The organism is Stenotrophomonas sp. YJH_SMC_57, from assembly GCF_059369755.1.
Window position 1 is genome coordinate 1 of record NZ_JCAFSZ010000016.1, and the last position, 19,356, is coordinate 19,356.

A 19,356-nucleotide genomic window follows, 5' to 3' on the forward strand; every position below is an offset into this window, starting at 1 on the left:
ATTGGGATCACCGGTGGCGATCACCGATGCCAATGGCCAGGTGATCGAGCGTACGGTGTACGAGCCGTATGGCGCGGTGGTCAACCGGCCGTTGACGGATGGGCCGGGGTATACCGGGCATGTGACGGACTCGGAGACGGGGCTGAGTTACATGCAGCAGCGGTATTACGATCCGGCGTTGGGTGCATTTCTGTCAACTGATCCGATTTCGGCGACGGAGCATCTCTTCTCCCGGTATAACTACGCCAGCAGCCATCCCTATCGTTACACGGATCCAGATGGACGGGCCGCACAAGACGAGCTTAAAGCGACAGCGCCGATTAAAGATCTTGCGCCGGTTGAGGTGACAGCTCAAGGCGCATCATCTGCAGGTTCTGGAAGACCGGCAGCTCAACCTAGCAGTGCGGCTTCCGTGGTCACATTGGGCACCGTGTTCGTTAGAGCTGCCCCAGTGGCAGTTCCAGCGGTATCCAGTGGGGTTGCGGCGACAGTTGCTGCTCCTCTTCTCTTTTTTGTTGCGCCTCATCCCTGCGGCGGGCGCAGATGCGGTGAGCTTACAGAGGAGTCTAGACGCCACCCAAATGGTTATTGGCCAGGTGATAGGGGGGCAGAGGAGTGGGGTAGGCGCAACGACGTCGGTTCAAATGAGGGAAGGAGACGTTTTCATGGAATCAAGCAGGCGGACAAGGGACAGGGCGGCGGGAAAGGGCTCGATGACTATGGAACGAATCCTGATACGGGAGATGTAGTAAACCCTCAGGGTGAAGTTGTTGGGAATTTGGGTGACAGATGAGGGACGATGAATGAGTTATACATGCGAAATAACGCTCTACCTGAGAGGTGCCGAACTGCGGCCCGAAGTCCTGTCCGGGATACTTAATGCGAAGCCGACGCGCGCGCACGAAAAGGGGAATCGTTGGGTGACGTCTGCCGGCAGTGAAGTTGTAGAGCGGATGGGATTGTGGGTCTTGTCTCTGCAGGGCGAGCAAGCCGATATCCCTCGAATGATCTCGAGCATCGGGCGCCTTGTAGGAAGCGCAGGCATTCCAATGGCTGAGCTTCCGGGCGTGGACGAGGCCTTCCTCGACATACTTGTGATCAGCGCAGCCAACGAAACAGGGGGAGGAACATGTGAACTTTCAATGGAAGCTGAGACGGCCCACGGACTGGGACAGTTGGGCTTGCCTGTTCAAATGACGTTTACGGTTGTCGTTCAGTAGGTCAGCATCCGCGGTCACTAGAAACAAGAGCGCCGCGATCTCCCGCGGCGTTCTTGCTTTTTCCAGTGCCTACTGAAAACTCATAGCAGCGACTTCCGCCTCTTGACTGCTCAGACGCGCCCTCGGAAAAATGAACTTTTCATGAGTGCACTACCAGAAGCACCGGGGGGAGGTGCTTCATTCGGCGCAGGTGGGTGTTCCCCGTGGTCGGCCGAACGGCCGGTCACCCGCGGTGTACTGAGCTGGGACTAAGCCATGAACGGACTCTCTTTGCTGTTGATTCGAGCGATACTCGCGCTGGTGGTGCTGGTGGCCAGTGTGGCGCCGGGGGTTGCCCAGGAGGTTGTCGAGTACATTCACACCGATGCACTGGGATCACCGGTGGCGATCACCGATGTCAATGGCCAAGTGATCGAGCGTACGGTATATGAGCCATATGGCGCGGTGGTCAACCGGCCGTTGACGGATGGGCCGGGGTACACCGGGCATGTGACGGACTCGGAGACGGGGCTGAGTTATATGCAGCAGCGGTACATGGATCCGGCGGTAGGGGCTCTCCTTAGCGTTGACCCGGTAACGGTTGAAGGCGGCGATATGCGCCACTTGAACCGCTACGCCTACGCTTACAACAACCCTTACAAGTTCAAAGATCCGGATGGGCGCTGCCCCCAGTGCTTGTGGGGGGGGGGGGCGCCAATGTTGTGAACATCGGTGTTCAGATGGCTATGGCGGAAGGGTCGGTGGGCGAAAGATTCTCCCAAGTAAAATGGGGGCAAGTTCCTGTCGCGACAGCGGCTGGCGCGCTAAGTGGTGGAGTAAGTGCCATTGCAAACACCGCTACCACTACTGGTGGAACCATTGCTGCAAACGTGGTTGGAAATGCAGCCGTCGGTGCAGTTTCAGCCCAGGCAAATGCACAGCTTGACGGCAAGACCGCTTCTTTATCCGAGGTTGCGAAGGGTGCTGCCTTGAGTGGGGGAACGGCTGGCTTAGGGGCAGCTGTTTCTGCTGCGCCTGGCGTAGCGGCTAGAAGTGCGAGTGCTGGAATGACGCAGACTGAGCGAGTTGCGACAGGAAATCTGATGCAAGGTATAAAGGAAGCTACTCCTGGGTTTAAATACTCCAATCCCGTCCAAACAGCGGCCAATGCCGTCGGTGCGGCGGTCAGTTCATCAGGCGATCTTGAGCCACTTGTAAACGATAAGTTGAAGTAGGAAATGAAGAGCAAACTGATCCTGAAGAGTATCGCCGTCTACTACGCGAAAGCTGCTGCTTCCGCTATCGCCAGCTATGGATTGCTGCGTCTCGTTTACGGGCATACAGGAATTTCATTCATTGAGTGGGTGCTCATAGTTCTGGCGGCGTTTACGGTGGGTTACATACCTATTCTCGTCGGCTTGCTACGCGGGAAGGGCTCGTAGCAGCCTTATGTGGAAGCTGCAAGCCCGCCCAGTGTTAGCCGCCCTTTGTGGATCCTCTGAACAACCATTTCGGTGTGCCGGCCGCAGGTCGGCCGCATGTCTGGAGAAGGTATCAAAGGCATTGCCACATTCAAGTCCGGAAGGTGCGGCATGATATTTTTCGGACAAAGCCATACCGCTTCAGGAGGCTTCTGGCAGGGAGGTCTTCGCGAACATGGAGGAGAGGAATCCGCGAGATTTCAGGGTCATGGACTGGGGTGCTGGCTCTTCAAGTGGCTCCGCGTCCATAGTTCCTTACAGCGGTGCCTACAAGTTGAGGGCAATGCTGCACACTCATCCCGAGAACAATCTACACAGCGGAAATGGTGCATATGCCGCTTCAGGAAAATTCAATTATGTTGGGATGACGGATGACCACGACATCGCGAGATCCTTTGGAAAAAGAGTGGATAGCTATGTTGCCAGGCCGGATGGGCGGATTGTTTGGTTTAATCAAAAGGCTTGGCGAGCCGCAGGTGAAGCCTCAGGAGCGGAGCGTGTCTATGCAGGACATTTTGAGAATATACTTTAGGTCGGCTGCCTTTCTAGTGCTGGTGGGTTGGTCCTTGTCAAGTGGAGGGGCTTTGGCTTCAGGGGATTCAATTGTAAAGAATCGCTGCAACGAGATCGTTTCCAGAGAGCTCAAGAAGCTATGCGGCGTACCTATTGCCAGGATCATTGTTGACCCCGAGAAGTTGGATTCGGTGGAGGTGGAGACCAGCGGGTTTATGCTTTATGAGAACGATAGGGGTGTCGTTTTCTATCCTGGGCCCGATCTTCCAAATCGCACCGATATGCATAGTTGCATCATCGTGTGGACTGAGAAGGAAACCATAGACTGGGGCCTCGTTAAAAGGCGGCATGGCGTCTACTTTGCGACTGTTTCTGGAAAAATTATGCTGGACGCGTCTCGCAAGAGTTGCTCGGCCGTCATTGCTGACGCCAAGGTTTACGATGTTGCTGCGGTTAACCTTTCCAAGTGATGCGTCCGTAGCTGAATCTCCTGAGTGGATGGATGCTGCATTTAGAATTGCCGGCGGAGCATGGCAATGCGTGAGGCGAGAATTTTTGCTTTGTCTTTGCTGCTTGTTGGCTGCGGTAACGGGGAGTCTCCGGGTGAGCGGTTCTCCCGAAATGAGAAGCATGAAGACGCGCGAAGCTTGGTCCTTTCCGAAGAAGATCTGAAACGTCAGATTTCGATGGCTGAAAAAGGGGGAGTAGAGGCCCGCCTAAAGCTCGAATGGCACTATTCGACACGTGGCGATATGGAGCGGTATCGCTACTGGCTTGAGGAGGGCGCCGCGAGAATGGATGTCAGTGCAATGCAGCGATTGGCACTGTTTCTATCTATGGAACAGGGCGGGGGAGATTGCAAACGTGCGATGCAGATCCTTGAGCAGGGCTTGCGTCTTGATCCCCCGGAGTCCACGCGCGCATTGATGGAGATGGATCTTCAGAGATTGCGCCATGAGCGGATCGGAATTCCGCCCTGCGGGGTGGGTTTTCCTGATTGAAAGCAGCAGTGGTGGCGGATGGGTAACGCGGTTCGACTGAAGTGAAGTCGCGGCTTGGCCTTTCAGGGGATCTGACCAAGAACGGAAACATTCTGGACTTTGAATCTCTCTTTCATGACATGGCGATCCCTGCGATGAACTCTCCCAGCGGGGGTATGCTGGCATCGGGTGGGATTCCGGTTGGTGTAGCTAGAGTGCAATTCAATTTTGCGCGTGCTGGCCATATTTTCAGAGATGCTGTGGGGCACGTTAATCCTGTTGCGGCGGCATCGCGCCTCCGCTATGCGCGAATATTTGAGAATGTTGCCTCCAATCCCGCAAACTATTGGGTAGATGCAGCTGCAGCCGGAATCATAACGCAAGATGCAGCTGCTGCTGGTATTTCCGCTTACACTGTTACGGCAAAAAATAGGTCCCAGATATGGGTAAGTGTTCGTAAGGGTGAAGTTGTGAATGCTGGCGTCAATGCTGCTGGGAGTGCGAGATGAATACTGAAGGTGCTATTCGCATCGAGGAGCTGGGTGATGTTGGTGCCGCGATTGATGCCTATGATGATGTAATAAGGTTGTCGGGGAGCTCGTCTGCTGTCGCAAATGCTATGGTTCTTTGTTGGCAATCTTTGGATTTTGGAAGCGTGGCGGCTAATAACCTCCATCCTGACTTTGTTCGAAAATTGGAGGCTAGACTTTCTGAGTTGATTCGTATGTCAAGGGATAGCTTTTTTCGATGGGGGGAGGTGGACTTCTGGGGGCGATATATTCGCTGGGCCGACTATGGGGAAGACTTTGGGTTGACTGAATGCATGGACTTCATTCGTAAGAGTGATGGTTACATAGAGCCGGCATTTCATATTCTGTCCATTACGGGCGGGCGGGAGATGGTTGAGCAGTCAAGGGTCTTGTTGAGGGAATATAGTGGTATTGCTACTGCTCGGGCGCGATATGTTTCTTCAGTCATTGCGAGTGTTCTTCGCTGATACAGTTAAAGTTCTGCGCGGTCGCAACCAAGCACGGTAGAGCTCAGTGACGGCAACTGCGGATGCTGCGTTGCCGCCTGCCAACAGCGAGAGTTTCGAGCAGGAGGAAAAATGAGACTAAATTATCAGCTTTGTGTGGCCTTCTTCTTGACGATTCCCGCGGTCGGTTGCGGTCTTCAGGAAGGAGGGCAGACAGCGCCCGCAAAGGGCTGTGGGATCGGCCAGAATCCAGCTTGTCGAGTCAGCTTCCGGGCGCTGGCTGCCACTCCTCGGCTATTCGATGGGAAATCGATACGCATGGAGGGCTATCTCGGAGTTAGTCGGGGGCACTTTGTATTGAGCTCCAGCAAGGAGCTGTTCGAGGCTGGAGTGACCGATGAGACCGAAGTTCGTATCAGGGGCCCAATAGATCTCCAGAGTGACGTGTTTGATCGCTATGCCTACTCGTGGGTATCAGTGACTGGGGCGTTCAGGCTTAGGAAGACGGACGGGTCGACGGATGATCTTCTTCTCGGCGAAATGCATCCCCCACTTGATGTCCAATCTTTGAGGGTCCCTGGTCCGATTCCAAAAGCTACTTTCGGAGAAGTGTATGTTGATCTCGAAGATCTGAAGTGAGTTCCAGGTATCAAGCTCGCCTCCGATGAAGCAGTTTGTGAAGACAGGATTGATTCTGCTGGTGTCCGAGGCGGGTGCCGATAGGTCATTACATGCCTCTGCAGATGACTTTTGCGGTCGTCGTGCAGCGGCGCAGCATGGGCAACCATAGGGTTATGAACTGGCCCTTCTTGGTTTCAATCGTTGGGATTCTGATCTTCTATCCGGCACACTTCTATTTCTGCGCTGAATTCAAGATGCGTTTGCGTCGCGATCACCCTGAATTGTCCGGAAGAAGTCTGGCATCATTCGACACGACATACAGGCAGCTGCGTGCGGTAAGGGAAGGGCGCTTGGATGGAGTGCTCTTGAGCCTCGCCTTGGGGCTTTGCGATTCGGTATGGGGCGGTAATTGAGGTTGAATGAAGTTCACATTTTCCTTCTGGGAGGGACTAGGTGACGGGCATTATTGAGAGCTATCCTGTCTGCTCTTCCTTCATCCTGGGAGGCATGTGGATGAATGGATTTGCGGCGCACCGGATACTGCTGAAGATGGAGCGGAAGCGGCCGGAAGTGCTTGAGGCGGTCGGCATCATCAGGGTTGACTGGTGGTTTCGGTGCCTGCGCGGGATTGGATTGCTTGCGCTTTCCGGCAAAGGTCTGATGATCACGCGGGGTGAGCGGTGGGTGCTGAGGGGTGTTGTCGCGACCTACGTGTTCTTAGTGGCCTGCGGCATCTCGATGCTTGTTGGGTGATGGGAAATATCGCCAGGGGTGTGGATGATGTAGGGTGTGCGCATGCGAGGAACCCCGTGCTCGATGCGTGGGTCCGTGGCTGTTAGCAGGGCTTTCGCAGGCTGAGTGTTTGCATAGGTCCACCAACAGAAAGACGCCGCAGTTCCCTGTGGCGTTTACATTTATCCCGTGATGTGGTCGCCTGGTACCCACTGGAAACATTGCGGGACAGAAGTTCTCGCAACGGGCTCAACTGGGAGCGTACCGGGGGCCGGGACGATTTATGGCGCAGCAATCGTCGTCAATGCCAGCGCGCCCAAAGCTGGCGGCCGCCTCACGTCCGATCGCTCGCGGAACCGCAGATGCGTGGAGCGTCTTCACCTTCACCCTTTCAATAGTGGGAGCACTCCGAGTCTGCACAATAATCTTGAGTCTGCAGGCCGCGGTGAGGCTGCTGATCTTGTATTGTTTGATCCTCGGTGGATAAGGAAACAGGTGCCCCGGTGAGTGCTGCTGATGAAGAGAAGTCCGCTGCTGCCTCCCTACGGATGTTGCTGGAATCCGAACCTGCTTCTGCGGAACAAGTCTCTGCCTGGTATACGAGGGCCGAGGCGCTTAAGCGAGCCCTTCAGTCAAGCATTTGTGGAATAGATGTCCCGCATTTGATATGGCATTATCTTGACGATGCTGACATCCGTTTCCGGGATGAATCCTATGCGCAGGATCAGATATTGGCAGTCGAGAAGATTGTCGAAGACTGGGGTGGGGCGTGAGTTGAGATATTCGATTGATGTCTGCGCTTTTCTGTAGCTCCTCTGTAGCTCCAAGGCGTCGGCGCTCCATTTGGGTGAAATGGTGGGGGCTGAGGGGCGTTGTGATGATGTACTTGTTCTTGATTGCCTGCGGGGTATCCAGGCTTTCTGGCGTGTAGAGGAGGGTGCCTCAAGGCCGTTGATGATGGATGGATCGGCATTACCGGGAAATTGCCAGTTCTTGGCATCACTTCAGCGTTTCTCAGCCACGCCTCTGCTTACCTGTGTCCAACGCGCAAAAAAAACGCCACAGTTTCCTGCGGCGTTTGCATCTATCCCGAGCTTCGCCAGGTATCTCACCCCAGCAACTTCCGCACCTTCGTCAGCGCAGTCATGAACCGCTCGATCTCGGCGTGCGTGTTGTAGAACGCCAGCGACGCACGGCAGGTAGCGGCTACGCCAAAGTACTGCAGCAGCGGATGCGCGCAGTGCTGGCCGGAGCGCACGGCTACGCCTTCCAGATCCAGCAGGGTGGCCAGATCGTGGGCATGCGCGCCATCGATCAGGAACGAGACCACGGCGGCCTTCTCCGGCGCTTCGCCGATGATGCGCAGGCCGTCGACGCGGCGCAGCTCTTCGGTGAAGTGCGCCAGCAGTTCGGCCTCGCGTGCTTCCACGTTCTCCTGGCCCAGCTGCTGCAGGTAGTCGGCAGCCACGCCCAGGCCGATGAAGCCGGCGATGTTCGGGGTGCCGGCTTCGAACTTGTGCGGGGCATCGTTGAACACTGTTCCGTCGAAGCTGACTTCCTTGATCATTTCGCCGCCACCGAGGAACGGCGGCATCGCGTCCAGGTGCTCGCGGCGGGCCCACAGTGCGCCGGTGCCGGTCGGGCCACACATCTTGTGGCCGGTGATGGCGTAGAAGTCACAACCGATCCCGGCCACGTCCACCTTGCGGTGCGGCACGGCCTGCGAGCCATCGACCACGGTGATGATGCCGCGCTTGCGCGCTTCGCGGCAGATCTCGCGCACCGGATTGACCGTACCCAGCACGTTGGAGACGTGGGTGACCGCCAGCAGCTTGACCTCGGGGGTCATCGCTGCGCGCAGCGCATCCAGGTCGAGCGCGCCGTCGGGGGTGATCTCGGCCACGCGGATGGTCGCGCCGGTACGCTGGGCGACCAGCTGCCACGGCACGATGTTGGCGTGGTGCTCCATGCGCGACACCAGGATCACGTCACCGGCCTTCAGCCGCGGCAGCGCCCACGAGTAGGCCACCAGGTTGATGGCGAAGGTGGTGCCGCTGCACAGCACCAGGTCGCTGGGGCGCACGTTGAGGAAGCGCGCCAGCTTGTTGCGCGCACCTTCGTAGGCGTCGGTGGCTTCGCTGCCCAGTGCATGCACCGCGCGGCTGACATTGGCGTTGTAGCGGCGGTAGAACTCGTCCACCGCGCCGATCACCTGCACCGGCTTCTGGCCGGTGTTGGCATTGTCGAAATAGACCAGCGGCTTGCCATGCACTTCGCGCATCAGCAGCGGGAAGTCGAGGCGGACGCGGTCCCAGTCGGGGGCGCCGGTGCGTTCTTCGATCGGGCGCGGCGTGGACAGGTTCATGCCACACCCGCCTCGACCAGCGCCTTGTCCAAGCGGCGTGCCAGCTGCTCGCGCAGTGCTTCCGGCAGGATCTTCAGCGGTTCATGGCAGAACGCGGCACTCAGCAGCGCCTGCGCCTGGGCCTGCGGCAGCCCGCGCGAGCGCAGGTAGAACAGCGCGTTGGCATCGAGCTGGCCGACGGTCGCGCCATGCGCGGCCTTGACTTCATCGGCGTCGATCACCAGCGTCGGCTGGGTGTCGATCTCGGCGTCGGCCGACAGCAGCAGGTTCTTGTTGGACAGGTTCGCGTCGGTGCCGTCGGCGCCTTCGCGGATCTGGATGCCACCGTGGAACACCACGCGGCTGCGGTTGGCGGCAACACCGCGCCACAGCAGTTCGCAGGTGGTATCGCGCGCGATGTGGTCGATGCCCAGGCGGGTTTCCACGTGGCGGCGGCCATTGCCGAGCAGCACGCCGTTGGCGGTCAGCTGGGCGTTGTCGCCTTCCAGGCGCACGTTCAGTTCATGGCGGCTGAGCGCGGCACCCAGTTCCAGATCGACGCGGTGGTACTGCGCGTCGCGGGCCAGCACCGCGTCGGTGCGCAGGAAGCTGGTCTGGCGCGCGCTGCCGGCCTGCACGCGGGCGTGCTTGAGCACGGCATCGCGGGCGACGTGGGCGTGCAGCACGGTGTTGTCGAGGTGGGCGGAGTCGCCCACGCTGAAGCGGTGCTCGACCACGCCCAGGCTGGCGCCGGCACGCAGTTCGATCAGGTGGCGGTGGTGCCAGGCCAGGTCGGTATCGCCGGCAATGCTGGCGAACACCAGCTGCAGCGGCACGTCCACCTGCACGCCTTCGTCCACGCGCAGCACCACGCCTTCATCAGCCAGGGCGGCGTTGAGGCGGGCGAAGATTTCCTCGCTGCGCTCGTAGCGGCGGCCGAGGAAACGCACCGCATCCTCGCCGTCGGCCAGCGCGGCCGACAGCGGCTGCAGCTGCACGCCGGCCGGCAGCGCCTGCACGTCGCTCAGCGCGGCATCGAGGCGACCGTTGACGAACACCAGCCGTGGCGCCGGAATGTCCTCCAGCAGCGTGGCGTCCAGTGCCGGGCCCTGCAGCGGCGCCGCTGCGAACGCACGGCGTTCCAGCTGGCGCAGCGAGGTGTACTTCCAGGCTTCGTTGCGGGCGGCGGGCAGGCCGTCGCGCAGGGCCGCGTCCAGCACTTCGCGGCGCGCATCGCTGCCGCAGAAGGCCTGGGCCATCGAGTCGAGCAGCGCGCTCATCAGACCGCCGCCTCGCGCACCACGCGATCCTTGAGGAAATCGTAGCCGTGCGCTTCCAGTTCCAGCGCCAGTTCCGGACCACCGCTCTTGACGATGCGGCCGTCGGCCAGCACGTGCACCACGTCCGGCTTGATGTAGTCCAGCAGGCGCTGGTAGTGGGTGATGACCAGGAACGAGCGATCGGCGGCGCGCAGCGCGTTGACGCCGTCGGCCACGCTCTTCAGCGCGTCGATGTCCAGGCCCGAATCGGTTTCGTCCAGGATCGCCAGCTTCGGCTCCAGCACGGCCAGCTGGAAGATCTCGTTGCGCTTCTTCTCGCCGCCGGAGAAGCCTTCGTTGACGCCACGGTGCAGCAGTTCGTCCTTCAGGTGCAGCACGGCCAGCTTCTGGCGCACCAGCTTGAGGAACTGCATCGAATCGAGTTCCTCTTCGCCGCGTGCCTTGCGCTGGGCGTTCAGCGCGGCGCGCAGGAAGTAGGTGTTGTTCACGCCCGGGATTTCCACCGGGTACTGGAACGCCAGGAACAGGCCGGCAGCGGCGCGCGCTTCCGGATCCTGATCCAGCAGGTCGGTGCCTTCAAACTGCACGCTGCCTTCGGTCACTTCATAGCCGTCGCGGCCGGCCAGGACATTGCCCAGGGTGGACTTGCCGGCGCCGTTGGGGCCCATGATGGCGTGCACCTGGCCGGGCTTCAATTCCAGCGAGAGGCCCTTGAGGATTTCCTTGTCGCCGATGCGGGCGTGGAGGTTGTCGATCTTCAGCATGGTGGGGGTTTCCGTGGGGCGGGCCGCAGCCGGCCGGTAAAGAGAATGCGTTTGCGAGGAGCGGGGCGGGCGGTCAGCCCACCGAGCCTTCCAGCGAGACTTCCAGCAGCTTCTTGGCTTCCACTGCGAATTCCATCGGCAGTTCGCGGAACACCTGCTTGCAGAAGCCGTCGACGATCATCGACACCGCGTCTTCCTGGCTGATGCCACGGGCGCGGCAGTAGAACAGCTGGTCGTCGGAGATCTTGGAGGTGGTGGCCTCGTGCTCGACGGTGGCGCCCGGGTTCTTCACCTCGATGTAGGGGAAGGTGTGGGCACCGCACTGCTTGCCGATCAGCAGCGAATCGCACTGGGTGTAGTTGCGCGCGCCATCGGCGTTGCGGTCGACCTTGACCAGGCCGCGGTAGGTGTTCTGGCCACGGCCGGCGCTGATGCCCTTGCTGACGATCTTGCTCTTGGTGCGCTTGCCGACGTGGATCATCTTGGTGCCGGTGTCGGCCTGCTGGCGGTGGTGGGTCAGGGCCACCGAGTGGAACTCGCCTACCGAGTCGTCGCCCAGCAGCACGCAGGACGGGTACTTCCAGGTGATCGCCGAGCCGGTCTCGACCTGGGTCCAGGTGACCTTGCTGCGCGCGCCACGGCATTCGGCACGCTTGGTGACGAAGTTGTAGATGCCGCCGACGCCGTTCTCGTCGCCCGGGTACCAGTTCTGCACCGTGGAGTACTTGATCTCCGCGTCTTCCAGCGCCACCAGCTCGACCACCGCGGCGTGCAGCTGGTTCTCATCGCGCATCGGCGCGGTGCAGCCTTCCAGGTAGGACACGTAGGCCTTGTCCTCGCACACGATCAGGGTGCGCTCGAACTGGCCGGTGTGGCCGGCGTTGATGCGGAAGTAGGTGCTCAGTTCCATCGGGCAGCGCACGCCCTTGGGAATGAACACGAAGCTGCCATCGGAGAACACCGCCGAGTTGAGCGCGGCGAAGTAGTTGTCGCCCACCGGCACCACGGTACCCAGGTACTGGCGCACCAGTTCCGGGTGTTCCTTGATGGCCTCGGACATCGAGCAGAAGATGATGCCCTTTTCGGCCAGTTCCTTGCGGAAGGTGGTCCCGACGGACACCGAGTCGAACACCGCGTCCACCGCCACGCCGGCCAGCTTGGCGCGCTCGTGCAGCGGCACGCCCAGCTTGTCGTAGGTGTCGAGCAGTTCCTTGGGCACGTCATCCAGCGAGGCGTACTTCGGGCCCTTCGGCGCGGAGTAGTAGCTGAGCGCCTGCAGGTCGATCGGGGCGATCTCCAGCTTGGCCCAGTCCGGCATCGGCATGGTCAGGAAGTGGCGGTAGGCGTCCAGGCGCCACTGCGTCATCCACTCCGGCTCTTCCTTCTTGGCCGACAGGGCACGGATGGTGTCCTCGTCCAGGCCCGGCGGCAGGGAGTCCGACTCGATCTCGGTGATGAAGCCGGCCGAATACTTGCGGCCGAGCTGCTCGTGGATCTCGCGGTTGGGGGTGTCGTCGTGGGCGACGTTTTCGATGGTTTCGGTGGCCATGGGGGGCTGCCTACGGATCAGGAGACGACGTCGACAGCGATGGTGCGGCGCTGTTCGTCATCGGCAAGGGGGAGAGGGGGCAGGATCTGCGCAAGGGTGACGTCGCGCAGTGCCTCGGAGACCACGTCGTTGATCAGCCGCCAGCTGCTGCGCGCGCCGCACTTGGGCGCCATGCCGCACTGGTGGTGGTCGTGGCTGCATTCGGTCAGGGCCAGCGGCCCTTCCATTGCCTCGACCACTTCGAACAGCGAGATCTCGAGGGCCGGGCGGGTCAGGCGGTAGCCACCGCGGACACCGCGCAGGCCCTCGACCAGGCCGGCCTGGGCCAGCGGCTTGAGCACCTTGCTGACGGTGGGCGGCTCCAGACCGGTGAATTCGGCCAGCTCGGTGGCACTGAGTACCTCGCCCGGACGGGCGGCAAGCACGGTCAGCACGACGGTGGCGTAATCGGTGAGTTTGGTGACGCGCAACATGGGGATGCGAGTGGTTCTTAAAGCGGACTGAAATTGTACGCTTTTATTCGCCGCCATCCAAGCCGGGCATTCAGCCGGCGCTGGGGCCAGGCCGGGAGGGGACGCACCGGGGCCGTTGCCAGGGCGCAATGCTGCGCCAATGGGGTGATTTTCGCAATCACCCGGAATGGGCGAGAATCCCCGTTCCATTCGCTGCAAACAGCCCGTGCCGATGCCGAAGAAGATCCAAGCCCGCAAGTCCGCCATCCATGGCAACGGCGTGTTCGCCATGGCCCCGATCAAGCAGGGCGAGCGCGTGATCCAGTACAAGGGCCTGCTGCGCAGCCACGGCGACGTCGATGCCGATGACAGCGGCGACGTCGAAAGCGGCCATACCTTCCTGTTCACCCTCAACGATGACTGGGTGATCGACGCCAACTACAAGGGCAACGACGCACGCTGGATCAACCACAGCTGCGACCCGAACTGCGAGGCGGTGATCGAGGAAGACGAAGACGGCGACAGCCGTGGCGACAAGGTATTCATCGAGGCCCTTCGCGATATCAAGGCCGGCGAAGAGCTGACCTACAACTACGGAATCACCCTGGCCGAGCGCCACACCGCGAAGCTGAAGAAGATCTGGGAGTGCCGCTGCGGTTCGCCCAGGTGCACCGGCACCATGCTGCAGCCCAAGCGCTGACCGCTGCGGGTAGTGCCGGCCGCTGGCCGGCACTGATTTGATGATTGTGCCGGCCAGCGGTCGGCACTACCGCATGAGTCTCCACCTGCCGTGCACGGTTGGGTCACCGCCGTTCAATGGCTCCTCGCGCACGCTGTCCGCTCCTTTCGAATGGAGCATCCGACATGGCTCAGCGTCTCAGCGGCAAGCAGATTGCCATCCTTGCCACGCACGGCTTCGAACAGTCCGAACTGACCGAACCCAAGCGCCTGCTGGAGGCGGAGGGTGCACGGGTCAGCGTGGTATCGCCTGCGAAGGAGGCGACCATCAAGGGCTGGAAAGACAAGGACTGGGGTGGCGTGGTGGCAGTAGACGTGCCACTGGACGAGGCCGATGCCGGCCGCTTTGATGCCCTGGTGCTGCCCGGTGGTGTCATCAACCCGGACACGCTGCGCACCGACGAGGCGGCGCTGGGATTCATCCGCAGCGTCGCCGAGGCCGGCAAGCCGGTAGCGGCCATCTGCCATGGTCCGTGGCTGTTGATCAACAGCGGCCTGGCCGATGGACGCGAGCTGACCTCGTGGCCATCCCTGCAGCAGGACCTCGCCAATGCCGGCGCCAAGTGGCGCAACGCCGAGGTCGTGGTGGATGGCAATGTGATCACCAGCCGCAAGCCGGATGACATTCCGGCTTTCAGCGAGGCGGTAGTGAAAGCGCTGGTGGCGTGAGGCCGGCCCTGCCTTACTTGCCGAGGATGCCGGCCGGCACCAGGTTGCCCAGGTTCTGGTTGAAGGTGACCACCAGCTTGCCGTTCTTCACCTGTGCCGACTGCACCTGCAGCGCGCCCAGCACGCCGGCCATCGCCGGGTCCAGCTTGTAGATGGGCTCGCGCTGGGCGTAGTCGCTCAGCCAGGCATTGAGCAGGCCACGGGTGCGCGAATCGAGACGGCCACCCTGGTTGGCCGGGGTGAAGTCATCCACGCTCGGCTGCTGCAGGTGGAAGCCCTGGGTCTGCGCGTCATAGCGCAGGCCGCTGCTGAGCTTCACCGTGCCCAGCTTGGCCGGGTTGCCACCGGCGGTGGCCAGTGCCACGTCCATGCCCAGGTTCAAGCGTTCGCCGGCCGGCAGGCTCAGCTGCGGGTGGCTCATGGTCAGGGCGATCAGGCCGCCCAGCGCGTCCTGGGTGCGCGGGAAGCTGCCGTCGAGGTACTGCTGCACGTCGCTGGCACCCACCGACAGTTCGCGGCCGGAAATGGAGGGGGCGGCCTGCGCACCGATCGCGGCAGCGATCAGCACGGTGGAGGCGGCGAGGCGGGTCATCAGGGAACGCAGGCGCATGGCAGTGACCGGTGGCTCTGGAATGGATGGAAGAAAGAGTAGCCGCGCCGGCTGAATCGTGCGTGCATGCGGCTGCAACGGTTCAGTCCAGCGTTGGCTGCAGGCGCGCCGACTGGATCTGCCAGGCGCGGCCGTCGCTGCTGGGCTGCACGCGGTACCAGCCGCTGAAATGGAAAGTGCCGTTGGCGGTGACCGCACGCACCTGCACCGGCACCTCCAGCAGCTGAGCGGGCTGTGCCGGGCTGCGGGCAATCGGCGTACTGCTGCGCAGGTGAAGCGTGCGTACATCCTGCAGCTGGCGCAGCGCGGCGTCGTCGGCATGCCGGGCGTCGCCAGGAGGGAAGGTCCAAGCCGCATCACTGGCGCGGCGATCGCGATTGAGCAGTGCGCGCACGTAGCGGTTGAGCATCACCGAGGGCGGCTCGGCATCGGGGGCCACCGCAGCGAACAACGGGTCGACCGAAGGCGACTGCGCAGCGGGTGGGTCGCCGCCGGGCACTGCGGTTGGCGACGCGCTCGACGGCTGATCGGTGCTGGCCGGTATCGCGGCAGGTGCCGCATCCGGTGCGGCTGCCGGCCGCGAGCAGCCCAGCAGCGCCAGGGGCGCAATCAACAACAGGATACGGCGCATGCCTGCCTCCTCCCCGAGGCAACCGTGAGAGCGCCAGTGTATCGAGTGCGCGGCGGTCAGCGCGAGGAAGGCAGCTGGGCCAGGGCGTCCAGTGCCGGCAGCACCTGTGCGGCGATGGCTGCCAGCGCGTGGCCGTCGGTCTCGGCGTGACGCTGCACGATGTCGCGCAGCAGCTGGCTGGCGATCACCAGGGTGGCGCGCTCGTCGCCACTGATGCCGGCCGTACGCGGTGCAGCTTCCAGCAGGCGCATCAGGTCGCGGCTGGCGCGGTGTTCCAGTTCGATGGTGCAGCGCCCGGTGCACTGCAACCCGTCCTTTTCGATGGGGGTCACCGAGATCCGGTAGCGGGTGGAAGGGCTGGCCATGTGGGGTGCTCGCCGTAGCAGTGGAGGATGTGCCCACGATAGGCAAGCCCGCGGCCGACGGCGACGGCCGGCGCTGCACGCAGTGTTCCACCCGGTACGTTCCGGGCCTGGACCCGACCGCGCCCGGTCAATGGTGGCGGGCCTGGACGCGTATTTCCCGGGATCCGGCAACGCTGTGTTGCGGGCGCGGGCAAAAAAAACGGGACGGCCACAGCCGTCCCGTCGGAGTCCGCGTCGGGGCGCGCGCTTACAGCGCGGCGTCCTTCAGCTTCTTCAGCGGACGCACCTTCAGCTTGGTGGTGGCCGGCTTGGCGGCGAACCACTGTTCTTCCTTGGTGAACGGGTTGATGCCCTTGCGCTTCGGCTTGGCCGCCACGTTGACGGTGGTGATCTTCAGCAGGCCCGGCAGGGTGAAGGAGCCTGCGCCCTTCTTGTGCACCGAGGAGGCGACGGCGCTTTCCAGCGAGGCCAGCACAGCGCGGACGTCCTTGGCGACGACGCCGGAGGCTTCAGCGATGTGTGCAACCAGGCCGGACTTGGTCAGCACTTCCTTGATCGGCTTCGGAGCGGCCGGCTTGGCGGCTGCCTTCGTAGCGACTTTCTTCACTGCCTTCTTCGGGGCAGCCTTCTTAGCGGTCTTTGCCATGGTTTCCTGTTCCGTGAACGGTTGGTTGTTTGGTCGGCGCCGAACCCCGTCGGCAAGCGCAATGTAGGGCAACTCTCGGGCGCCGCCAATAGCCCGAAGCGTGGAAAGTGCATGTTTTTTCATATCCAGGCCGATTCAGTACATGGCCGGTGGTGGGGAATGGGGCCGTCCTGGCATGCCTGGCAGCCGCTCGCCGATCGTCAGGGTGTTGCGCGAAACCACTGAAATAAAGGGAGAAATGCAGGCCGGGCTGGCGAGGGAGTGTCCAGCTGCCCGGTTTCCAGCGGACGATTGGCATGCGGCGGAGCGACGCAGGGATAACGCGGTCCGTGCGAGGGTGACCGTTCATCACCGCCACGCAGGAGCAGCACATGGGAATCTCGCGACACGCCACCGCGCACTGGGAAGGCGATCTGAAGTCGGGCAAGGGACTGTTGAGCACGCCGCAGAGCGGGCTGCTGGACAAGACCCGCTACGGCTTCAACAGCCGTTTTGGCGACGAGAAAGGGACCAATCCGGAAGAGCTGATCGCTGCCGCGCATGCCGGCTGTTTCACCATGGCGCTGTCGGCCAAGCTGGGCGAAGCGGGCTTCACCCCGACCTCGCTGGACACCGAAGCCAAGGTCGACCTGTCGCTGGAAGGCGGTCCGCAGCTTTCGCAGATCCGGCTGAAGGTGAAGGCAGTGGTGCCGGGCATCGACGCCGCACAGTTCCGCGCCATCGCCGATGACGCCAAGCAGAACTGCCCGGTGTCCAAGGCGCTGAGCGCAGTGCCGATCAGTCTGGAAGCCGAGCTGGGCTGAGGGTAGTGCCGGCCTCTGGCCGGCAACCGCATGATGTCAAGGTCCAGGTAACAGCCGGCCAGCGGCCGGCTCTACCAATCGATGGTGCCGGCAATCACCGTCTGCACCTGGCCCCCCGACCAGACCTCGCCGTCTTCATCGACCCGCAGGGTCAGGCGCGCATCGTGGCCGACTTCGCGGCCCTGGCTGACTTCGAACGGTGCGCGGCCATGCGGCAGCGCATCGCGCAGGTCCAGCCATGCCGCCAGCACCGCGTTGGCGGCGCCCGAGGCCGCATCCTCGAAGCGACGACCGTTGCCGACGAAGGCGCGCACGGCCAGATCGAATCCCTCGTTGCCATCGGCGAACGCATAGGCAAACAGGCCCATGCTATCGGTGGATTCGGCCAGCGCGGCCACCGCATCCCACTCCGGATGCAGGCCGCGCAACGCGGCTTCATCGGCCACCTGCACCACCCACCAGCTGCGCCCGCCCTGCATGCGGGCCGGCGGCAGCGTGCCCAGCGCCCAGCCCTTCAGCGCGGCCTGCAGGCGCGGATCGCTGGCTTCGGTGGTCTCGGCCAGCTGTGCCCGTGGGGTACGGATGGCAATGCGCTGCTGCGCGCCTTCTCCGCTGACGCGCAGGGGCAGGGCGCCCGCGATGCCGTCCTGCACCAGCACGCCGTCAACCGGCGCTGCCAGGCCTGCCTGCAGCACCGCATGCGCGGTACCGACGCTGGGATGGCCGGCGAACGGCACTTCCTTCTGCGGGCTGAACATGCGCAGCCGGTAGCTGGTGCCTGCCGCCTGCGCCGGAAACACGAAGGTGGTCTCGGGCAGGCGTGTCCAGCGTGCGATGGCCTGCATGCTGGCATCGTCCAGGCCTTCGGCATCGAGCACCACGGCCAGCGGATTGCCGGCGCCGGCACGCGGGGAGAACACATCCAGCTGCAGGAAACGGCGTGCGGACATCAGGCAGGAACTCCAGTAAACAGGCGGCATAGGGTAGCGCGGCACACGAAAAAGGGGACGGAGGGAATCAGGTCGCTTGTGGCACAAACGACTTGATTCCCTCCGTCCCCTCTTTCGGCGTTACCAGCTGATCTGGCCGTCGATCACCGGCTGCACCTGGCCGCCGATCCACACCGTGCCGTCGGCATCCACGCGCACGTGGACGCGGCCGTCGCGGCCGACTTCGCGGCCCTGGCTGGCGACATAGGCGCCGCTGCCGCCGGGCAGCGCGCCGCGCTCGCGCATCCAGGCACCGATCAGCGCATTGGCGCTGCCGGTGACCGGGTCCTCGGGTACGTTCACCGCATCGCCGGGGCAGAACGCGCGCACGACGCGGGCATGGTCCGTGGCGGCTTCGTCGGCGAATACCGCGACGCCGGTTGCGCCGGTGGCATTGGTCCAGTCGCGCAGGGCGGCCATGTCCGGGGCCAGCCCGCGCACGGCGGCGGCGTCGCGCAGCGGCAGCAGCCACCAGCGCGGGCCGTTGTCCCACAGTTCGGGCGCATGCCCGGCGGTGGCCAGCGCCAACAGCGGTCCGGGCACCTGGCCCGGGTCGGTCGGCAGGCGCTGTGCCGGCGGGCTGGCCAGTTCGATGGTTGGAGAGGTGGCGGCACCGCTCACCCGCACCGGCAGCACGCCGGCAGCGCATTGCTGGACCAGCGCGCCGCCGTCGCGCGGCGTTGCCAGGCCGCAGGTGACTGCAGCCCAGGCCGCGCCCACGCTGGGGTGGCCGGCGAATGGCAGTTCGCTGTTCGGGGTGAAGATGCGGATGTGGTAGTCGGCGCCCGGGGCGCTGGGCGGCAGGAAGAACACCGTCTCGGACAGGTTCAGCCACGCGGCAAGGGCCTGCATGCGGGCGCTGGAGAGCCCATCGGCGCCCAGCACCACGCCCAGCGGATTGCCGCTGCCGGGGTGGGGGGCGAAGACATCGAGCTGCAGGTAGCGGAAGGCGGCCATCGGCGGGTCCATTGGGCTTAGAATCGAAGGTTCCGCCCCCTCGGGCGGCTCCCCCAC

26 protein-coding genes are annotated in these 19,356 nt (G+C 62.7%); 15 read left to right on the forward strand and 11 right to left on the reverse strand.

Translation table 11 applies throughout. The features are described from left to right. The 12 genes from AC5P7U_RS18670 to AC5P7U_RS18725 all read left to right on the forward strand — a co-directional run. Window positions 1-793: RHS repeat-associated core domain-containing protein (locus tag AC5P7U_RS18670; protein WP_495221339.1), on the forward strand; the 793-nt coding region annotated here is incomplete at its 5' end. Between the two features lie 10 nt (window positions 794-803). Next, window positions 804-1,220, forward strand: a complete 417-nt coding sequence (locus AC5P7U_RS18675) for a hypothetical protein (protein ID WP_197563995.1) — start codon at window positions 804-806, stop codon at window positions 1,218-1,220. 255 nt (window positions 1,221-1,475) lie between these two features. After that, window positions 1,476-1,925 carry an RHS repeat domain-containing protein gene (locus AC5P7U_RS18680; protein ID WP_414554720.1) on the forward strand — a complete coding sequence of 150 codons (450 nt, stop codon included), beginning with the start codon at window positions 1,476-1,478 and terminating at the stop codon, window positions 1,923-1,925. Beyond that, on the forward strand, window positions 1,922-2,434 hold the full coding sequence (locus AC5P7U_RS18685; protein WP_414554719.1) for a hypothetical protein: 513 nt from the start codon (window positions 1,922-1,924) through the stop codon (window positions 2,432-2,434). The genes AC5P7U_RS18680 and AC5P7U_RS18685 overlap by 4 nt, the downstream gene beginning before the upstream one ends. 3 nt (window positions 2,435-2,437) lie before the next feature. Next, window positions 2,438-2,641, forward strand: a complete 204-nt coding sequence (locus AC5P7U_RS18690) for a hypothetical protein (RefSeq protein ID WP_197563997.1) — start codon at window positions 2,438-2,440, stop codon at window positions 2,639-2,641. Window positions 2,642-3,051: 410 nt separating this feature from the next. Next, window positions 3,052-3,663: a hypothetical protein gene (locus AC5P7U_RS18695; protein ID WP_197563998.1), complete on the forward strand. Its 612-nt coding sequence runs from the start codon at window positions 3,052-3,054 to the stop codon at window positions 3,661-3,663. A 60-nt stretch (window positions 3,664-3,723) separates the two neighbouring features. Further along, window positions 3,724-4,194, forward strand: a complete 471-nt coding sequence (locus AC5P7U_RS18700; protein ID WP_495221340.1) for a hypothetical protein — start codon at window positions 3,724-3,726, stop codon at window positions 4,192-4,194. A gap of 41 nt (window positions 4,195-4,235) precedes the next feature. Further along, window positions 4,236-4,682, forward strand: a complete 447-nt coding sequence (locus AC5P7U_RS18705) for a hypothetical protein (RefSeq protein WP_197564000.1) — start codon at window positions 4,236-4,238, stop codon at window positions 4,680-4,682. Next, window positions 4,679-5,170 carry a hypothetical protein gene (locus tag AC5P7U_RS18710; RefSeq protein WP_197564001.1) on the forward strand — a complete coding sequence of 164 codons (492 nt, stop codon included), beginning with the start codon at window positions 4,679-4,681 and terminating at the stop codon, window positions 5,168-5,170. Before AC5P7U_RS18705 ends, AC5P7U_RS18710 begins: the two co-directional genes overlap by 4 nt. Before the next feature lie 710 nt (window positions 5,171-5,880). Next, window positions 5,881-6,183 carry a hypothetical protein gene (locus AC5P7U_RS18715; protein ID WP_197564002.1) on the forward strand — a complete coding sequence of 101 codons (303 nt, stop codon included), beginning with the start codon at window positions 5,881-5,883 and terminating at the stop codon, window positions 6,181-6,183. A gap of 40 nt (window positions 6,184-6,223) precedes the next feature. Continuing rightward, window positions 6,224-6,523 (forward strand): hypothetical protein, encoded by a 300-nt coding sequence (locus AC5P7U_RS18720; RefSeq protein WP_197564003.1) that lies wholly within the window; start codon window positions 6,224-6,226, stop codon window positions 6,521-6,523. A gap of 482 nt (window positions 6,524-7,005) precedes the next feature. Next, the gene (locus AC5P7U_RS18725) at window positions 7,006-7,275 is read left to right on the forward strand and encodes a hypothetical protein (RefSeq protein ID WP_197564004.1); all 270 of its coding nucleotides are present in this window, start codon (window positions 7,006-7,008) and stop codon (window positions 7,273-7,275) included. Window positions 7,276-7,610: 335 nt separating this feature from the next. Here AC5P7U_RS18725 and AC5P7U_RS18730 read toward each other — a convergent pair whose 3' ends face one another. From AC5P7U_RS18730 to AC5P7U_RS18750, 5 genes are all read right to left on the reverse strand, one after another. Beyond that, window positions 7,611-8,867, reverse strand: coding sequence for a cysteine desulfurase (locus AC5P7U_RS18730; RefSeq protein ID WP_006423167.1), 1,257 nt, complete (start codon window positions 8,865-8,867; stop codon window positions 7,611-7,613). Beyond that, window positions 8,864-10,126: a Fe-S cluster assembly protein SufD gene (gene sufD / locus AC5P7U_RS18735; protein WP_006423168.1), complete on the reverse strand. Its 1,263-nt coding sequence runs from the start codon at window positions 10,124-10,126 to the stop codon at window positions 8,864-8,866. The genes AC5P7U_RS18730 and sufD overlap by 4 nt, the downstream gene beginning before the upstream one ends. Further along, window positions 10,126-10,890: a Fe-S cluster assembly ATPase SufC gene (gene sufC, locus AC5P7U_RS18740; RefSeq protein ID WP_197564005.1), complete on the reverse strand. Its 765-nt coding sequence runs from the start codon at window positions 10,888-10,890 to the stop codon at window positions 10,126-10,128. The genes sufD and sufC overlap by 1 nt, the downstream gene beginning before the upstream one ends. 73 nt (window positions 10,891-10,963) lie before the next feature. After that, the gene (sufB, locus tag AC5P7U_RS18745; RefSeq protein ID WP_006423171.1) at window positions 10,964-12,439 is read right to left on the reverse strand and encodes a Fe-S cluster assembly protein SufB; all 1,476 of its coding nucleotides are present in this window, start codon (window positions 12,437-12,439) and stop codon (window positions 10,964-10,966) included. A gap of 17 nt (window positions 12,440-12,456) precedes the next feature. Beyond that, a complete protein-coding gene (locus AC5P7U_RS18750; RefSeq protein ID WP_008264567.1) occupies window positions 12,457-12,912 on the reverse strand; it encodes an SUF system Fe-S cluster assembly regulator in 456 nt (151 codons plus the stop codon). 211 nt (window positions 12,913-13,123) lie between these two features. Between AC5P7U_RS18750 and AC5P7U_RS18755 the strand changes: the two genes are divergently transcribed. Together AC5P7U_RS18755 and AC5P7U_RS18760 are read left to right on the forward strand one after the other, a co-directional pair. After that, a complete protein-coding gene (locus AC5P7U_RS18755; RefSeq protein ID WP_197564006.1) occupies window positions 13,124-13,591 on the forward strand; it encodes an SET domain-containing protein in 468 nt (155 codons plus the stop codon). Between the two features lie 164 nt (window positions 13,592-13,755). Continuing rightward, a complete protein-coding gene (locus tag AC5P7U_RS18760) occupies window positions 13,756-14,298 on the forward strand; it encodes a type 1 glutamine amidotransferase domain-containing protein (RefSeq protein ID WP_049456993.1) in 543 nt (180 codons plus the stop codon). Window positions 14,299-14,311: 13 nt separating this feature from the next. On the opposite strand, the gene AC5P7U_RS18765 is transcribed toward AC5P7U_RS18760, so the two are convergent. The 4 genes from AC5P7U_RS18765 to AC5P7U_RS18780 form a co-directional block, all read right to left on the reverse strand. Further along, the gene (locus tag AC5P7U_RS18765; protein ID WP_008264782.1) at window positions 14,312-14,908 is read right to left on the reverse strand and encodes a YceB family lipoprotein; all 597 of its coding nucleotides are present in this window, start codon (window positions 14,906-14,908) and stop codon (window positions 14,312-14,314) included. An 82-nt stretch (window positions 14,909-14,990) separates the two neighbouring features. After that, window positions 14,991-15,539 (reverse strand): hypothetical protein, encoded by a 549-nt coding sequence (locus AC5P7U_RS18770; protein WP_197564007.1) that lies wholly within the window; start codon window positions 15,537-15,539, stop codon window positions 14,991-14,993. 56 nt (window positions 15,540-15,595) lie between these two features. Next, window positions 15,596-15,904, reverse strand: a complete 309-nt coding sequence (locus AC5P7U_RS18775) for a DUF3861 family protein (RefSeq protein WP_197564008.1) — start codon at window positions 15,902-15,904, stop codon at window positions 15,596-15,598. Window positions 15,905-16,151: 247 nt separating this feature from the next. After that, entirely contained in the window at window positions 16,152-16,550 is a 399-nt protein-coding gene (locus AC5P7U_RS18780) for an HU family DNA-binding protein (protein ID WP_008264591.1), read from the reverse strand. Window positions 16,551-16,921: 371 nt separating this feature from the next. On the opposite strand from AC5P7U_RS18780, the gene AC5P7U_RS18785 reads away from it, so the two are divergent. Further along, window positions 16,922-17,353 carry an OsmC family protein gene (locus AC5P7U_RS18785; protein WP_006423346.1) on the forward strand — a complete coding sequence of 144 codons (432 nt, stop codon included), beginning with the start codon at window positions 16,922-16,924 and terminating at the stop codon, window positions 17,351-17,353. 71 nt (window positions 17,354-17,424) lie between these two features. Here the strand turns inward: AC5P7U_RS18785 and AC5P7U_RS18790 are convergent, their stop codons facing one another. Beyond that, a complete protein-coding gene (locus tag AC5P7U_RS18790) occupies window positions 17,425-18,303 on the reverse strand; it encodes a PhzF family phenazine biosynthesis protein (RefSeq protein ID WP_495221341.1) in 879 nt (292 codons plus the stop codon). Window positions 18,304-18,423: 120 nt separating this feature from the next. After that, window positions 18,424-19,299: a PhzF family phenazine biosynthesis protein gene (locus AC5P7U_RS18795; RefSeq protein WP_308308531.1), complete on the reverse strand. Its 876-nt coding sequence runs from the start codon at window positions 19,297-19,299 to the stop codon at window positions 18,424-18,426. Window positions 19,300-19,356: the final 57 nt, after the last annotated feature.

Coding starts and splice junctions, on each gene's coding strand:
- AC5P7U_RS18675 (WP_197563995.1), top strand. CDS start 804: ATGAGTTATACATGCGAAATAACGCTCTACCTGAGAGGTGCCGAACTG.
- AC5P7U_RS18680 (WP_414554720.1), top strand. CDS start 1,476: ATGAACGGACTCTCTTTGCTGTTGATTCGAGCGATACTCGCGCTGGTG.
- AC5P7U_RS18690 (WP_197563997.1), top strand. CDS start 2,438: ATGAAGAGCAAACTGATCCTGAAGAGTATCGCCGTCTACTACGCGAAA.
- AC5P7U_RS18695 (WP_197563998.1), top strand. CDS start 3,052: ATGACCACGACATCGCGAGATCCTTTGGAAAAAGAGTGGATAGCTATG.
- AC5P7U_RS18700 (WP_495221340.1), top strand. CDS start 3,724: ATGGCAATGCGTGAGGCGAGAATTTTTGCTTTGTCTTTGCTGCTTGTT.
- AC5P7U_RS18710 (WP_197564001.1), top strand. CDS start 4,679: ATGAATACTGAAGGTGCTATTCGCATCGAGGAGCTGGGTGATGTTGGT.
- AC5P7U_RS18715 (WP_197564002.1), top strand. CDS start 5,881: ATGCCTCTGCAGATGACTTTTGCGGTCGTCGTGCAGCGGCGCAGCATG.
- AC5P7U_RS18730 (WP_006423167.1), bottom strand. CDS start 8,867: ATGAACCTGTCCACGCCGCGCCCGATCGAAGAACGCACCGGCGCCCCC.
- sufD (WP_006423168.1), bottom strand. CDS start 10,126: ATGAGCGCGCTGCTCGACTCGATGGCCCAGGCCTTCTGCGGCAGCGAT.
- sufC (WP_197564005.1), bottom strand. CDS start 10,890: ATGCTGAAGATCGACAACCTCCACGCCCGCATCGGCGACAAGGAAATC.
- sufB (WP_006423171.1), bottom strand. CDS start 12,439: ATGGCCACCGAAACCATCGAAAACGTCGCCCACGACGACACCCCCAAC.
- AC5P7U_RS18750 (WP_008264567.1), bottom strand. CDS start 12,912: ATGTTGCGCGTCACCAAACTCACCGATTACGCCACCGTCGTGCTGACC.
- AC5P7U_RS18755 (WP_197564006.1), top strand. CDS start 13,124: ATGCCGAAGAAGATCCAAGCCCGCAAGTCCGCCATCCATGGCAACGGC.
- AC5P7U_RS18760 (WP_049456993.1), top strand. CDS start 13,756: ATGGCTCAGCGTCTCAGCGGCAAGCAGATTGCCATCCTTGCCACGCAC.
- AC5P7U_RS18765 (WP_008264782.1), bottom strand. CDS start 14,908: ATGCGCCTGCGTTCCCTGATGACCCGCCTCGCCGCCTCCACCGTGCTG.
- AC5P7U_RS18770 (WP_197564007.1), bottom strand. CDS start 15,539: ATGCGCCGTATCCTGTTGTTGATTGCGCCCCTGGCGCTGCTGGGCTGC.
- AC5P7U_RS18775 (WP_197564008.1), bottom strand. CDS start 15,904: ATGGCCAGCCCTTCCACCCGCTACCGGATCTCGGTGACCCCCATCGAA.
- AC5P7U_RS18780 (WP_008264591.1), bottom strand. CDS start 16,550: ATGGCAAAGACCGCTAAGAAGGCTGCCCCGAAGAAGGCAGTGAAGAAA.
- AC5P7U_RS18785 (WP_006423346.1), top strand. CDS start 16,922: ATGGGAATCTCGCGACACGCCACCGCGCACTGGGAAGGCGATCTGAAG.
- AC5P7U_RS18790 (WP_495221341.1), bottom strand. CDS start 18,303: ATGTCCGCACGCCGTTTCCTGCAGCTGGATGTGTTCTCCCCGCGTGCC.
- AC5P7U_RS18795 (WP_308308531.1), bottom strand. CDS start 19,299: ATGGCCGCCTTCCGCTACCTGCAGCTCGATGTCTTCGCCCCCCACCCC.